This is a genomic window from Arcticibacterium sp. GJ41-1, from assembly GCF_055808875.1.
The window spans coordinates 3,423,339-3,436,941 of sequence record NZ_CM147888.1 but is presented as its reverse complement, the minus strand read 5'-3'; the positions used below and the strand labels follow the sequence as shown (position 1 = coordinate 3,436,941).

The following is a 13,603-nucleotide window of genomic DNA, read 5'->3' as shown; positions in this document are numbered from 1 at the left end:
ATTTACTTATCGTCTGATTTAAGATTACCATTTTTAATGATACCTCTCTCAGAACTTTTAAGGAAAAACAGTATTTCATCACGCTCTGGCGTAGCATCCATTTCTAGTTCTATAGCTCTTCTGGCATCCGCCATGTTTAAGCCTTTTAAGAATAGAAAACGATAAATTTCCTGAATCTCAGCAATTTTCTCGTTGCTGTAATTTCTTCTTCTAAGACCTATGGAGTTTACTCCACCAAAACCTAAAGGTTCTCTGGCAGCCTTAATGAAAGGAGGAACGTCTTTTCTTACCAGTGAGCCTCCAGCTATCATGGCATGAGCTCCTATTTTGACAAATTGATGCACCGCAGTGGTACCACCAATAAAAACAAAATCTTCGATAGTAATATGACCAGCAAGCTGAACACTGTTAGCCAATATTACATTATCTCCAATGATACAATCATGGGCAATATGTACATAAGCCATCACCAAGCAGTTTTTGCCCACTACGGTTTTGTATTTATCTACTGTACCTCTATTAATGGTAACACATTCTCTAATAGTGGAGTTATCTCCAATCTCAACAGTTGTGTATTCTCCTTGAAACTTTAGGTCTTGTGGAACGGCTGAAATAACGGCTCCTGGAAAAATTTTGCAATTTTTACCAATTCGAGCACCTTCCATAATAGTAACGTTTGGTCCTATCCAAGTTCCCTCTTCAATTACAACGTCCTTAGAAATTGATGTGAATGGTTCTATAACTACGTTTTGAGCTATTTTTGCTTCAGGATGAACATAAGCCAGTGGCTGATTCATATATATTCTCTAATCGTTTTTTTTCTTAACTAACCTTGCCGTCATCTGAACACTGCACACCAGATTACTGCCTACCCAAGCTTCTCCTTGCATCTTTGCCACGCCCATTCTAATAGGCATTAGCAACGAACATCGAATGACTAACGCATCTCCTGGCAAAACATTTCTAAAAAACCTACATTTATCAATCCCTACTAAGTAAGGCCAATAGGCTTCAGGTTCTCCAGTCGATGTTAAAACCAATACGCCACCAGTTTGAGCGATAGCTTCTACTTGTAATACACCAGGCATTACAGGGTTTTCAGGAAAATGTCCCATAAACTGCGGCTCGTTCATGGTTATATTTTTAACTCCTACTACTGTGCTACCATCTAGACTCATTATTTTGTCAACTAGTTGGAAAGGGTACCTATGTGGTAACAATTTCGCTATACCGTTAACATCAAAAACAGGCTCAGCATCAACATCAAAAGTTGGTGGTGCTTTTGCAGCATCTGCTATAACTTTGGTGATTTTCTTAGCCAAAGCTACATTAGAAGCATGTCCAGGTCTTGCTGCTAGAATATGAGCTTTTAGTGGTCTTCCGACTAACACTAAATCACCTATTAAATCTAACAATTTATGTCTTGCTGGCTCATTATTGAATTTAAGAGGTTGATCATTCACAATGCCAGACTTACCAATGGTAAGTTTATTTTTACCTAGCATTTTTGCCAATTCAGCTACTCGCTCTTCACTAACCTCGTCTTCAGCTATTAAAATGGCATTATTAATATCGCCACCTTTTATTAAACCTGCGTTATATAGTGCTTCTAACTCATGAACGAACACAAAAGTTCTACATGAGGCAATATGTTCTTTAAAATTTCCTATCTCATGTAGCTGAGCATGCTGAGAGTTAAGCACTTTAGAATTATAATCTACCATGACAGTAAGCTTATAATCGTCTAAAGGAAGTGCTGCTAATTCTACAGAATGGTCTGGGTTGTTTAATTGAACAGCCTCCGTTATGGTGAAATAGTTTCTAAGGGCATTTTGCTCTACTAAACCAGCTTTTTCCAAAAGTTCTACAAAAGGCATAGCACTTCCATCCATTATAGGGATTTCTGGGCCGTCTAGTTTGATAAGAATATTATCTACTTGTAGGCCACCTATAGCTGCCAAAACATGCTCGGTGGTTTGAACCTTAGCCCCGTCTTTTTCTAAGACTGTTCCTCTTGCAGTGTCAACCACATACTCTACTAAAGCAGGTACTTTAGGGCTGTTTTCAATATCAATCCTTTGAAATACAATACCTTCATTTATTCCAGCAGGACAAAGGGTTAGCGTAACCACCTCTCCTGAATGAAGACCTACTCCTTTAACAGAAACTTCGCTACCAATGGTAGATTGTTTAGTATTCATTTAATTATTGTTTTGCTTTTCTAAGTCGCTAATACGTTTATCAAATTCTGGTAACTTTCTAAAAAATACCAATGAACGTTGATGTTGTCTTAAATCCATAAATGGTGTTCCGTTTAGAGATAAATTTTCTTTCACCACATTTCTGTTTATTCCAGATTGTGCTCCAATTTTAGTGCCATTAGCCACTTGTACGTGGCCTGCAAATCCTACTTGCCCGCCTATCACACAATTGTCTCCTATTTTTGTAGAACCAGCTATGCCTGTTTGTGAAGCTATTACTGTATTCCTTCCTATGGTAACATTATGACCAACTTGAACTAAATTATCAATTTTGGAACCATTACCTATTAAAGTACTTCCTATGGTAGCTCTGTCAATAGAGGTATTTGCCCCTATAGATACGTTATCACCCAAAACTACATTTCCAGTTTGGGGAACGTTTTTATATGTTCCATCTTTTTGCGGAGCAAAACCAAAACCATCGCAGCCTATTATAGCACCGCCATGTATAGTTGTATTGTCTCCAATGACAGTATCGGCAAAGATTTTTACACCTGCATATAAAATGCAATTTTTACCAATGGTCACATTGTCATCAATGAATACTTGAGGGTATATAACCGTTCCTTCTCCAATTTTGACATGTTCAGAAACTTGGGAAAAGTTTCCTAAATAAATATCTTTTGAAAGTTCAGCAGTTGGGTCTACAAAGGCAAGTTCTGAAATACCTACTTTGCTTTTTTTAGTTAGTTTCTCATACTCGCTTAACAAAGTAGCAAATGAACTGTAAGGGTCTTTAACTTTAATTAAAGATGAATTTATTGACTCTTTGGCTACGAATGAATCAGCAACAATAACTGCTGAAGAATCTGTTTTATAGATAAATGGTTCGTATTTGGGGTTCCCTAGGAACGATATCCCACCCTTTTGGCCTTCTTCAATTTTGTAAAACTGGTCAATCTCCAAACTATCATCTCCCTCTACTTCTCCTCCTATTAGTTGGGCTATTTGACGCACCGTGAATTTCATATTAGCTTCTTTTTTATGGCCACCTTTTATGATAAGCGTTAAAAATGCAAATATACATCTTTGGACCAACATAGGTAGTGTTTTTTGACGATCTTCCCTAAAGCCTTGATAGTCGGTAAATCGGAAGCCTCCACTATATCCTGAACTTCTCCTGATTTTTTTAAAATATTGATTTTACTATTTTCTAAAACATAGCCAGCATTACTAATGCTGCCAACATGAAAGAAGTATTTTAAGTCTTTAGGATTAACACCATTCTCTAAAAGGTGTTCCTTTACCTTGTTAATTTCTTTGTCAGAAGGACTTTCGTCCGACAATCTGATTTTATAGAGTTTTCTATTTAAAAAGGATTGTGCTAAAAATGAAAGTACCTTGTCTTCATGGTTTACCCACGTTTTTATGCAATAGAGAATGTCGGTATCGTCTATTTTTAAGAAACTTTCTAAAGTCTCTTTTTCTTCCATGAAAGCAGCCAGTCCTATTTTACGACTTAAAAACTTTTCTAAATCTTTAGGGCAATCGACCTGAATTCCTTCACCCTTTAACTCTCTGGCTCGCTCTAAGGCTTTTATTAAAATCACCTCGCCGCTTATTGCTGTTTTGTGAAGGTAAACCTGCCAATACATGGTTCTTCTAGCGTTTAGGAAGGTTTCAACGCTTAAAAGTCCTTTTTCTTCCACGACCAAACTTTCTTCATGAATGTCTAGCATTTTAATAATACGGTCTACACCTATACTTCCTTCTGCCACGCCAGTGAAAAAGCTATCTCGATTAATATAATCAAGGCGATCCATATCAAGCTGGCTAGAAATTAACTGATTGAAAAACTTCCTATGGTAGGTGTTTTTGAACATTTCGATAGCTAAATTTAGCTTTCCACCGAAGGCTATATTTAACTTCTCCATAATCATTTCTGTAATTTTCTCATGATTTACACCTTCCAAAAGTGTATACTCTAATACATGAGAAAAGGGGCCGTGACCAATGTCATGGAGTAAAATGGCTATTTGTGCGGCCTCACGCTCCACCTCCATGATGAGGTTTCCTTTAGCCTCAAGGCTATTTAGTACTTGTCCCATGAGGTGCATAGCACCAATGGCATGCTGAAACCGCGAATGAAGAGCTCCTGGGTAAACAAAGTCTGTTAAACCTAATTGCTTTACTCTACGGAGTCTTTGAAAGTAAGGGTGCTCTATTAAATCATAAACGAGTTCGCTAGGCAATGTCACAAAGCCGTAAACGGGGTCGTTTAGTATTTTTCTTTTGTTTTGTATGTACATATTCCAATTGCAAAAGTAGGCAATGCCACAGTGAAAAAATATGAGATTTATTCAAAAGAACATTAAAGAATCAAGAAGATAAAAAGGATAAGGCTTAAAAATGAAATACTTATGTGTTAAATGGTGATTTATTTTAATAATCTATTGGATAAGCTTTGCTATAAAAAATAAATCCTTTTACATTTGCACTCGCTTTAGGAAAACAAAACCTGTTTTTGGCTAATTTCAAAGATAGGGGAGTTGTTTAAAAGCATGGCCTATAGCTCACAACGCGGTTGCCGGTTGATTAGAGCATCTGACTTCCTTAAAAAGAATCAGTTTGGTTTTGTTTAAAATAAAGGGCCTATAGCTCAGTTGGTTAGAGCACCTGACTCATAATCAGGTGGTCCATGGTTCGAATCCATGTGGGCCCACTTAATACTCAAGGAGTTACAGAAATGTAACTCCTTTTTTTATGTTCACTTGCATACAATTTGCATACAATTGTTCGCTAACTAACTTCTATTCCTCGTACAAATCAAAAGGTTATTCGAGTTTTAATAATGGACTAAACTGAATGATTTGAGAGAATTATTAAAAGTTGAAAAGCTTTCGAAAAGAACAACTCCACTTAAAAGCACTAGCATGAATTATCAATTAAAAATTGAACAGGAAACACGGGACGCCATATCTCATTTTGAAAGAGTAAATCGTGTAACATTCCCCATGAGACATTTTGACGAGGCCGCAGAATTTGTGGGTACTTTAGACAGGTGGTCATCATTAAGTGATGTGAAGATTCGTGCATCGCAAAAACTAGGATATCCGCACCCTAAAAGTCTAGATGCGAACTTTCCAAAAGTAATTGAAGATATTTTCAGTGTAAACTATGAAGATGAAGGGTTAGCAAGGAAGGACCTTCTTAACGAAGTACTTTGGTTTATTCATGATAATGCAAGAATTAAAGAAACCTTAAAGAAGCTTCCAAGTCAAGACTCAGACACTAATCAAGAAAGAAAAATTAGATTAATGCTTGCCCTAACTACAAAATTTAAAGGAATTCGAAGGAATGTCATAGAACATCCTTCCTATTTAGAAGATAAATTTTCTGATGAATTTCTGCAAAAGAAATTAATACATCTAGATTACCTAATAGAAATCGAAAGCTTTGTCAATGCTCAGCCTTTAAATATAGCTTTAAAGGTACTTAACACTATGGTATTTAAATCTAAAATGGGCATTGATAAAAAGAAAGCAGAAAAGTTATTCCTGTACTTTCGAAAACAAAATCATTTAACCTATGATGTAGATTTAGGGGACTTTCTAATGGCTTTTGGATTTGAAAAGATGAATTCTGATTTTAATAAGATTGAATGGAAACAGCCTACTTATTTGGCAGTATTTATCAGGGCATATTGTAAAAATACTAAGATTTGGAATGATTTAGCCCCCCTTTTCTACTGTTCCCCAAATATGGCTAAACTTGCCAGCGAGAGTATTGACAAAAAACTATATGAAAATTTTTTAAATGACATTCGACTTGAACTATTAACAGAATAGTGGATAGTTATTACATATCTACAACTATCTAGCAAAACACATTTTCCTATACTACACCTTTGTAAGGTAATTACACTCGAAAGAGGCCACCGGTGGTTCATTTATTAATCTTTAAACAAAAGATCGTGATGAACGAAAACCAAAAAACAATTCTTGATTTGCTTAAAGAGCAATCAGCAAAGATTGAGAAGATTGAGCTATTTAGCTTGATTTCACAAAAGTCTGTCCTTACTATGGAAGAAATGTGCCTATATACAGGCCTTTCTAAATCCTATGCTTACAAATTAACGAGTAAGCGACTAATCCCCCATTCTAACCCTAGCGGAAAATGTCTCTATTTTTCTAAACCAGAAATAGAAGAATGGCTGCTTCGAAATCCCGTAAAAACTATTTCTCAAATCCAAAAGGGGATGACCGCTCTTTAAGCGGCATCGGGCAAGAATCGTGGTTTACCTTATTGGTTTATCTTAACGTCGATTCTAGCTGAATAAGGATTCGACATCAATAAAAGGTTTAAGAAATTTAGAATTATTGAAAGAATGAGTACTAGAATTACCCAAACAGGATTATTCGGAACAGAGAAAACTATCGCAGCTCAAAGAAAGACAGCGGCAGAAGAAAATGTACCGGAGAAAACATACGAAGATGCCACAGATTCCGCAATAAGAGAGTTAGGCACTTTCGAGACCACAGTCAAGTTTAAAGTTAAAAGCATTACCCAAGTAGATATTTATCGCAGGAATGGCCATAGACCCTTGTCTAACCCAAATTCTATAGATAATCTGCTTCATCAGAATGACGGAGAAAACGCATACAACGGATATTTGTCTCCAGCTACTAAAAGAAACTTAGAGCAAATGCTTCAAGTATGGCTCACAGCCATTGAAATGAACATTGACTTGAAAAATCAAAAAAGACAAGTGGACGAAAACGAGGTTTTACCAACCTTCGTAACGCTATCACTTCCTTCCTATCAAGTTCATGGAGATAACGAGATAAAAGCTCACATGCTTCATCCATTTATTGACTGGTTAAAGATGTCAGCCGATGATTATTACAAAAGAGGTGGTTTAAGAGGACAGCAGAAAGGTTTTGGAATTAAAGGTTATTTCTGGAGAGCAGAGACACAAAAAAACGGAAACATCCATTTTCACATTTTGGTAGACCGTTTTGTCCCTTGGGAAAGAATTCGTCAAAAGTGGAATGAGATAGTGGAAAAACATGGTTACATAACTAGATATAGGTATTTCAATGAAAACTTGCACAAAAATGGCTTTACTTTTAATAAGGCAACTTTTAAGGAAGACAAAGCTAACCTTATCAAGATAGTCCAAAAGGTACAGAAGACGAGAGAATTGCCAACTAAATGCCATCCTGTCTTCAAATCATATCTAGAGGTTGTAGTAAAGACTGGAAAGACATTAAGTAAAAAGATGATTAATGCCGCTGCTAAAGAAAAACAGTTTAAAGCCTATGAAAAAGGTGTAGCATGTGGATGGACAGACCCAAACACCACAGACATACATAGTGTTCAAAATTTGGAATCTGTAGCCGCTTACGTGGTTAAATACGTTACAAAGAAACCAACGGAGCTACCTGTCATGGATAATCAAGAGGTGAAGTACAATGAAGACTTTAGAAGAGACTGCATTAGTACTTATGAGTACCGTGTAAACGAGCTTACTGGCGAAGAAGAGAAAGTTGAGGTTGATTTACAGTTCTATAATCCTGCCTTTGAAGAGCGTCGAATTAACGGACGTTTATGGGGGTGTGCCGATGTGTTAAGAGGAATGAAACTTGAAGAAAAACAAGAAGTAAATGAAGGTGAAAACGGTTTTAGGTTTGTGTATGAAGACTTGCCTCAAGAAGAAAAGCCGATAGAATTTGTGTCATTGCCTGGTCAGGAAGAAGAGCGTGCCCAAGAACCAGTACTTCGTATCAAGAAAACCTTCTTCCAGCTTAAATATTTCACCAAAATAGTAGCTGAAAGCTTAGTTATCGCTCCGTCTGACCGCGACCAGTCACCTATTTACACCGACAAGGAGGTAGTATGTCAAATGACTCGAAACTACTTAGACCTTGTAATAGGCAGAGTAGGTCAAAAAGTGGTGGACTCATGTAGTTTGCGAGTGGGGCCTTCTTTTGAGCGTATGAATGGGAAGATTATTCCACTGAATCCTGAGAAATTTGGTTTTAAATCAAGAGAAGAAGGGAAGACCGCACATGTACCTCATGCTAAAATAATGAAAAGGTTTGCCCCAGACCTTTATAAAGAATATTTCAACTATCACAACCACATTTTTAATTGTATCTATGGAAAAGCAGCATAATAACAACGACCCATTTCAATATCCAGGTTTATGGGATGATTCAGAAAACTTGGATTTAGTCTACAACTTCACTGAAAAAGTATCGAAAGGAGTAATACAACCTAAAATTGAAAAATCAAATTTAGGTGCAGAAACTCATTATTTATTTTTTAAGTCAAACCCTAATATTAAACTAAATGATTTCTTGCCAAAATGGATTGAAGCATGTTCAAAAGCTGGTCTAAAAGAGCTAGTAATCAAATTACAACCGTGAGCGAACCTAAATCTAAAAAGATAAGCTTTAGAGTTTCAGAGGAGCTTTTTACCGCCTTAAAACTTGAAGCCGAAGAGGAAAAGCTTACACTCTCTAAACGGATAATAAAAATCCTTGAAAATAGACCACAAAAGGAGAAAGAGAAAACGCCAGATAACACAAAATGGACAACAGTATTAATTTCTATTTCCTTAGTTCTATTCTTTTATATTTTCATTAAAGCCCGAAGAGCATTGGTATAAACCTTTGCTCTTTTATTCTCCTCAATAGATGTCTCTTATCAACATTTGGGTCATGTCTGACAAATACTTCTATTTACAGAAACGAATATGCGTTTCTCTACATAGCCGTTTCTCTAAAGAAACGGCTCACAGCTAAAGAAACGGCAGAAACGGTCTCCGTTTCACTGTTCGTTTCTCCGCCGTTTCTCTGTCGTTTCTCCGCCGTTTCTTTGTTCGTTTCTTAGAGAAACGACATTTGTTTTTTCAAGAAACGCTTAATAAAGACGATTTCCGAAATGCTTGTCGGACATTCATAATAAGATAATGAAAGCTTTAAGGGTTGACTTGGTATGTCATCCTGACATTCTTGAAAAGCACTACCATCGAGAATTAAAAGGTGGCGTAGATTCAAATAAACTACATTCAGAAGAGATAAGAGCCTATTAATTTTAGCCTGCATAGAAAAAGGGTATTTTTCACGTGGTTTATGCTTTTCATGTAAGCTAGTTTTACTCCAACCAAAGCATATAGCCATGAAAAATTTATTATTCGTTCTAATGTTTATTTTCAGTTTAAGCTCCATGGCTCAGGATTCAATTGAGTGGAAGGATGACGAAGTACAAACTATTGTTGATGAAGAAAAGTCCAAAGACGATTTAGCTGAAGAAATAGAAAAACTAGTGATAGATACAGTCCTTAATTTGAAGACTGAAGAAAAAAACTCAGAAATTAGAGATAGAACCAAAATACCGAATGAAGATTTTGAAAGGCCATTCAATTTCTTTGCCGCAGCAGGAGCTGGATTGCGATTTGGTAATATCACGGATGTTGCAATATCTCCAGTAGATTATTCTGTTCAATTTGAGCATGTGTCACACCTTCAAACAAGGTTTTCAATGGGGCTGGTTTGGAATCCTCTTCAAAATAACTCTGAAGAAAACACAAAACAATTTTTCAACAAGCTTGATTTATTTGAGGAAAATAAGCTTTTGAATGAAGAATCTATAGAAGCAGCTAGAAGAGATTTTGCTGTTGCTTTGCTAGTTAACATAGCCGACCTTTCATTTTCATCAAGTACAGTTAATTCATCTTCTCCAATAGATGTTGGATTTGGTTTAGGATATAGAAACGATAAGTTTTTAATTCTAGGTACTATTGAATTTACACCTATGAGAGCACCAAGAAGATACTTTGTCGAGGAATATAAAGGTAAAAACCTTCCTCTAAAGTTATTTGGTGCAGAAGAGCCAGCTAGAAGTATAAGCAGTGATGAAAATTCTCTTTTTCATAGCAAAATATATGCAGCTATTGGTTTAAAAATCGCCTATTCTTTTACTGCCGATAAAGAATGAGAATACTTCCAAAAGAATATATAAAGTATTCATTTAAAGACCAATAAGTGCCTTTTGTACATACGGGTTGCCATTTGTTTAGAAAAAAATATGAAAGTCTAAAATGTTGTATTTATGAAAAAGTTATTGTGTTTAATAATACTTATATCTGGCAATCTATTTAGTCAGGAATACCTTCATGAAATGATAAATAGCAACGTAAATACTGAAAAGCCTATTTCGTATATAGGACTAGTAAATAATTTCAATTCTTTAGTCGATAATAGAATTCTACCTCTTCAAGACGGTGAGGGTGCAAGTGGATATGTAATTGAGCCAAATGTAACTTTTAGGTATGCATTACTTTCGAAAAGGAAAACGGGTAATGACAAACGTGATAGAAGAATAACTCCATTTTTCGGCTATAGTAGGGTCTATTTAGATTATTCTTTTCACACTAGAGTAGTTAAAGGAGAATCTAGCCCTATTTTACCACCAACTAATAGGTTTGGTATTGGATATGAAAAAAACTTTGGACTTCGAGAAGGAGGGGAAAAAGTCAACTTTTCATTATTTAGCTTTAAAGAGGATTTGATTTCAAATCATAAAATAGATACTACCGCCACATATTCCTTTTTTAAATTTGATTTGCATTGGCATCATTTTTCTAATGGTCAAGGACCTGGTACCTATATCCGAGATGATTTGCCTGGCTCACTAAATCGAAACAATTATCTTACTGGTGATTTTTCAACTAACTTCTGGCGAGTTGGATTTAGCCATCATTATTATTTGCCCGACTTGTTTCATCATGGACTAGTGGTGAGTTTTCAAAAAGAAACTGGGGATGATTTTGGTTTTTTGTCTTTTAGGAAAGAACAGGAGAGCCGATATGGAAGGAATAGGATAAATTTAACATCTATTTCAAGCATTGCAATTCCACATAAAAATGAGGACGATTTCCACCTTTTCAATCAAGTAGATATTAGGCTTGAAATGTCCACTATTTTGGACGGAAATAATAAACTAGTTGAATTTCCCTATGAGAAAAAGTTTCGAACTAATTTTCACTTCTTTGCCCAAGTTCCTATTGCACCAGCTCCAACTTTTAGTATCCTATTTCACTATTATAGAGGGAGAGATTATCTAAATGTAAGATATGATGACCCCATCAGTGCATTCCAGCTAGGTCTTAGTATTGAAGTATTTAGAAACTCTTTGAGGTTTGGAGATGATGAGTCTATTCTAGCACCTCTATGAACTACAAAGCTTACAATGAACTTATTAAACTATTAGATAGCTTTTAATTGAGTTTATATACTCGTTATCTAAAAAAATTATTTAATTAACGAAAAAATAGTTTTACGAATGCGTTTCTGTTCATCAGGATCTTTCAACACCTCACTTATTTTACTTTCATTTTCAAATGCTATCGTCGTTAAATATCTATAGTTCCTTACAATATTTGGGATTAAATATAAGTAGGAGTTATTCACTAAAATAACAACTTTCTTTCTGAGGCCAATGGCGGCTCCTAATTCTGGCCAACAACTACTAAAATGATGCGTTTTATTAGAAAAATTTAGAGAGCAAGGTTTAGGTAGAATTAGTACGAAAATATCACTCAGAGAGATTGCTTCTTCCGTTTCAATATATTTATCAGCGTCTAAATATGCGTTTTTAAAGGACTGCAAAGAATCATAATTCTGACAGGCCAAAAAGCCATCGGTTAAATGGTAAATTTCCTTAAAACAATCTTTAACTTCAATTGCTATTTCCCTATTAGTAGAATATTCCTGATTGTTATCATTTGATGTTAGTGGGATTGAGATAAAGAACTCATAATCGTTCATTCTATGAAAGTGAGTGAATTTATCTTTCAGGATATCATAATTTTCTAAAAGAGAGTCAATCTGAGAGTCGAACCTTTTTGTCGGTGGTTTAATATATGCTTGTCCCCGATTGCGGAGTAATTTCAAAGCGATGGAATGTTTCTCGGGTATTTTTTTTAATTCCAATATTTTTTTCCTTGAACTTTCATGTCGCTTAGAAGAATAAAGACTGTTATCTGGTTGCGGTTTTTTATAAAGAATGCAGCCATTTTTTTTAATAAAATCGTCATCCCCACTTATTGAGTTATCAATTACTAAAAATGTCCCAGCGTAGATAGAATTGGTTCTAAGCTTCCCATAAACCCCAAAAAAGTAATCCTGTAAATTTCCTTTCCCTAGATAACCGAGTAAATGAAAAACTAGCGACTTACTTATTACTTTAGAACTCTCCTTTCCTCTCTTTTTTTCTAACAAGTTTGAAGTTCTGATATAGTAATTATCATCCTTGAAGCCAATTGAATAACCTGCTGTATAGGTAAATTCATCTCCACTTTGATAATTAAAGTTTTTTATAGTGACCTCACCATGAGAACTAAATTCATTAGAAGTTTTGAATTCGATTAAACAACGTTTTAATCCGTAGCGATAGGTAATGAGATGAATATCTTTAGGTTTACCCTTATCCTCCCAAAAAACGTAAAATGACCAAGACTTTGAAATAAGTAAAGTTTGAATTTCTTTATTAACGGATGGATTTATTCCATCGAAACCTTTTGATTTAGAAAAGTAGTGCTTGCCATTAGTTATATAATACTTAGGAAATAGCGATGTGAAAATTAACTTGATAGTAGTATTATATCGAAAAGGTTCGCTTTCCCCGTCTGGCCTATTCCTTCTTGCAACTTGGCTTAGAGCGTCACGTCTTGATAGAAATGCCTCTTTATAAAGGTTCTCAGAAAGAAAAACTATTTCTTTAGCACTATAATGGTCTTCGTAAGGACTAATGTAACTTGGCTGTAATTTTAAAGAGTTAGGAATTAAATTCTTTTCTTTTATTATGTCAATTACCTTTAATTCTGATAATTGGTCGGGGAACATTTCTTTTAGGTAACAGCAAATAACTAATCGTATAAATTCGTGGTATAGCGTATAGCTGTGGAATGTAAACTCTTTGGGGTTCATTTGAAGAAATTATTAGTGAATAGTTCTCATAGTTTTGCTAAGATTTTACTGAAATCTTAGCAAAATCATTAAAAAAGAGTAAATATAAAAGCAAAAATTAAACATTTTCAAGAATTATTTGGCTATAGCTAAGAATATTTCTTGATCCTCTGGGAAAGAATCCGATAAAAGATCCTGTGAATTGTCCGAAATATAATGTATGTTATTTATACTTTTATTGACATAAAAACGAGTGTAAGGCCTAGTGTGCAGAACTTTGTATTGAACAAACAAAGTAATGCATATGGAAAATATAATAATCTATCTATCAGGTCATGAGCCGCTGATGATTTTAACAGAAATAGGCTCTGAATTAGTTAAGCATATAATCTTTCATAGAATTATTGTCTACTTAGGATACTTTTT

13 protein-coding genes and 1 tRNA gene are annotated in these 13,603 nt (G+C 35.2%); 9 read left to right on the top strand and 5 right to left on the bottom strand.

Features of this window, described 5'->3' with window-relative positions; translation table 11 throughout:
* Positions 1-2: 2 nt before the first annotated feature.
* From lpxA to AC0L6O_RS14260, 4 genes are read right to left on the bottom strand one after another with little or no spacing between them, the layout of a single operon-like run.
* Complete coding sequence (lpxA, locus tag AC0L6O_RS14275) at positions 3-797, bottom strand: acyl-ACP--UDP-N-acetylglucosamine O-acyltransferase (protein ID WP_473303279.1); 795 nt, start codon at positions 795-797, stop codon at positions 3-5.
* A gap of 9 nt (positions 798-806) precedes the next feature.
* Entirely contained in the window at positions 807-2,201 is a 1,395-nt protein-coding gene (locus tag AC0L6O_RS14270; RefSeq protein ID WP_473303278.1) for a bifunctional UDP-3-O-[3-hydroxymyristoyl] N-acetylglucosamine deacetylase/3-hydroxyacyl-ACP dehydratase, read from the bottom strand.
* A complete protein-coding gene (gene lpxD, locus AC0L6O_RS14265; RefSeq protein WP_473303277.1) occupies positions 2,202-3,230 on the bottom strand; it encodes a UDP-3-O-(3-hydroxymyristoyl)glucosamine N-acyltransferase in 1,029 nt (342 codons plus the stop codon).
* Positions 3,231-3,268: 38 nt separating this feature from the next.
* Positions 3,269-4,510, bottom strand: coding sequence for an HD domain-containing protein (locus AC0L6O_RS14260; RefSeq protein ID WP_473303275.1), 1,242 nt, complete (start codon positions 4,508-4,510; stop codon positions 3,269-3,271).
* 339 nt (positions 4,511-4,849) lie between these two features.
* Here AC0L6O_RS14260 and AC0L6O_RS14255 point away from each other — a divergent pair.
* The 9 genes from AC0L6O_RS14255 to AC0L6O_RS14215 all read left to right on the top strand — a co-directional run bounded on the left by AC0L6O_RS14255 (position 4,850) and on the right by AC0L6O_RS14215 (position 11,444).
* Positions 4,850-4,923, top strand: a tRNA-Ile gene (locus tag AC0L6O_RS14255).
* Positions 4,924-5,134: 211 nt separating this feature from the next.
* Entirely contained in the window at positions 5,135-6,049 is a 915-nt protein-coding gene (locus tag AC0L6O_RS14250) for a hypothetical protein (protein WP_473303273.1), read from the top strand.
* Between the two features lie 128 nt (positions 6,050-6,177).
* Positions 6,178-6,474 carry a helix-turn-helix domain-containing protein gene (locus AC0L6O_RS14245; protein ID WP_473303272.1) on the top strand — a complete coding sequence of 99 codons (297 nt, stop codon included), beginning with the start codon at positions 6,178-6,180 and terminating at the stop codon, positions 6,472-6,474.
* A 114-nt stretch (positions 6,475-6,588) separates the two neighbouring features.
* On the top strand, positions 6,589-8,379 hold the full coding sequence (locus AC0L6O_RS14240; RefSeq protein WP_473303271.1) for a hypothetical protein: 1,791 nt from the start codon (positions 6,589-6,591) through the stop codon (positions 8,377-8,379).
* Positions 8,363-8,632, top strand: a complete 270-nt coding sequence (locus AC0L6O_RS14235) for a hypothetical protein (protein WP_473303270.1) — start codon at positions 8,363-8,365, stop codon at positions 8,630-8,632. The genes AC0L6O_RS14240 and AC0L6O_RS14235 overlap by 17 nt, the downstream gene beginning before the upstream one ends.
* Complete coding sequence (locus AC0L6O_RS14230) at positions 8,629-8,874, top strand: hypothetical protein (RefSeq protein ID WP_473303268.1); 246 nt, start codon at positions 8,629-8,631, stop codon at positions 8,872-8,874. Before AC0L6O_RS14235 ends, AC0L6O_RS14230 begins: the two co-directional genes overlap by 4 nt.
* A gap of 303 nt (positions 8,875-9,177) precedes the next feature.
* Entirely contained in the window at positions 9,178-9,300 is a 123-nt protein-coding gene (locus tag AC0L6O_RS14225) for a hypothetical protein (RefSeq protein ID WP_473303267.1), read from the top strand.
* Positions 9,301-9,386: 86 nt separating this feature from the next.
* Positions 9,387-10,205 carry a hypothetical protein gene (locus AC0L6O_RS14220; protein WP_473303266.1) on the top strand — a complete coding sequence of 273 codons (819 nt, stop codon included), beginning with the start codon at positions 9,387-9,389 and terminating at the stop codon, positions 10,203-10,205.
* A gap of 114 nt (positions 10,206-10,319) precedes the next feature.
* Entirely contained in the window at positions 10,320-11,444 is a 1,125-nt protein-coding gene (locus tag AC0L6O_RS14215; RefSeq protein ID WP_473303265.1) for a hypothetical protein, read from the top strand.
* Positions 11,445-11,521: 77 nt separating this feature from the next.
* Here AC0L6O_RS14215 and AC0L6O_RS14210 read toward each other — a convergent pair whose 3' ends face one another.
* Complete coding sequence (locus AC0L6O_RS14210; RefSeq protein WP_473303263.1) at positions 11,522-13,198, bottom strand: hypothetical protein; 1,677 nt, start codon at positions 13,196-13,198, stop codon at positions 11,522-11,524.
* Between the last annotated feature and the right edge of the window lie 405 nt (positions 13,199-13,603).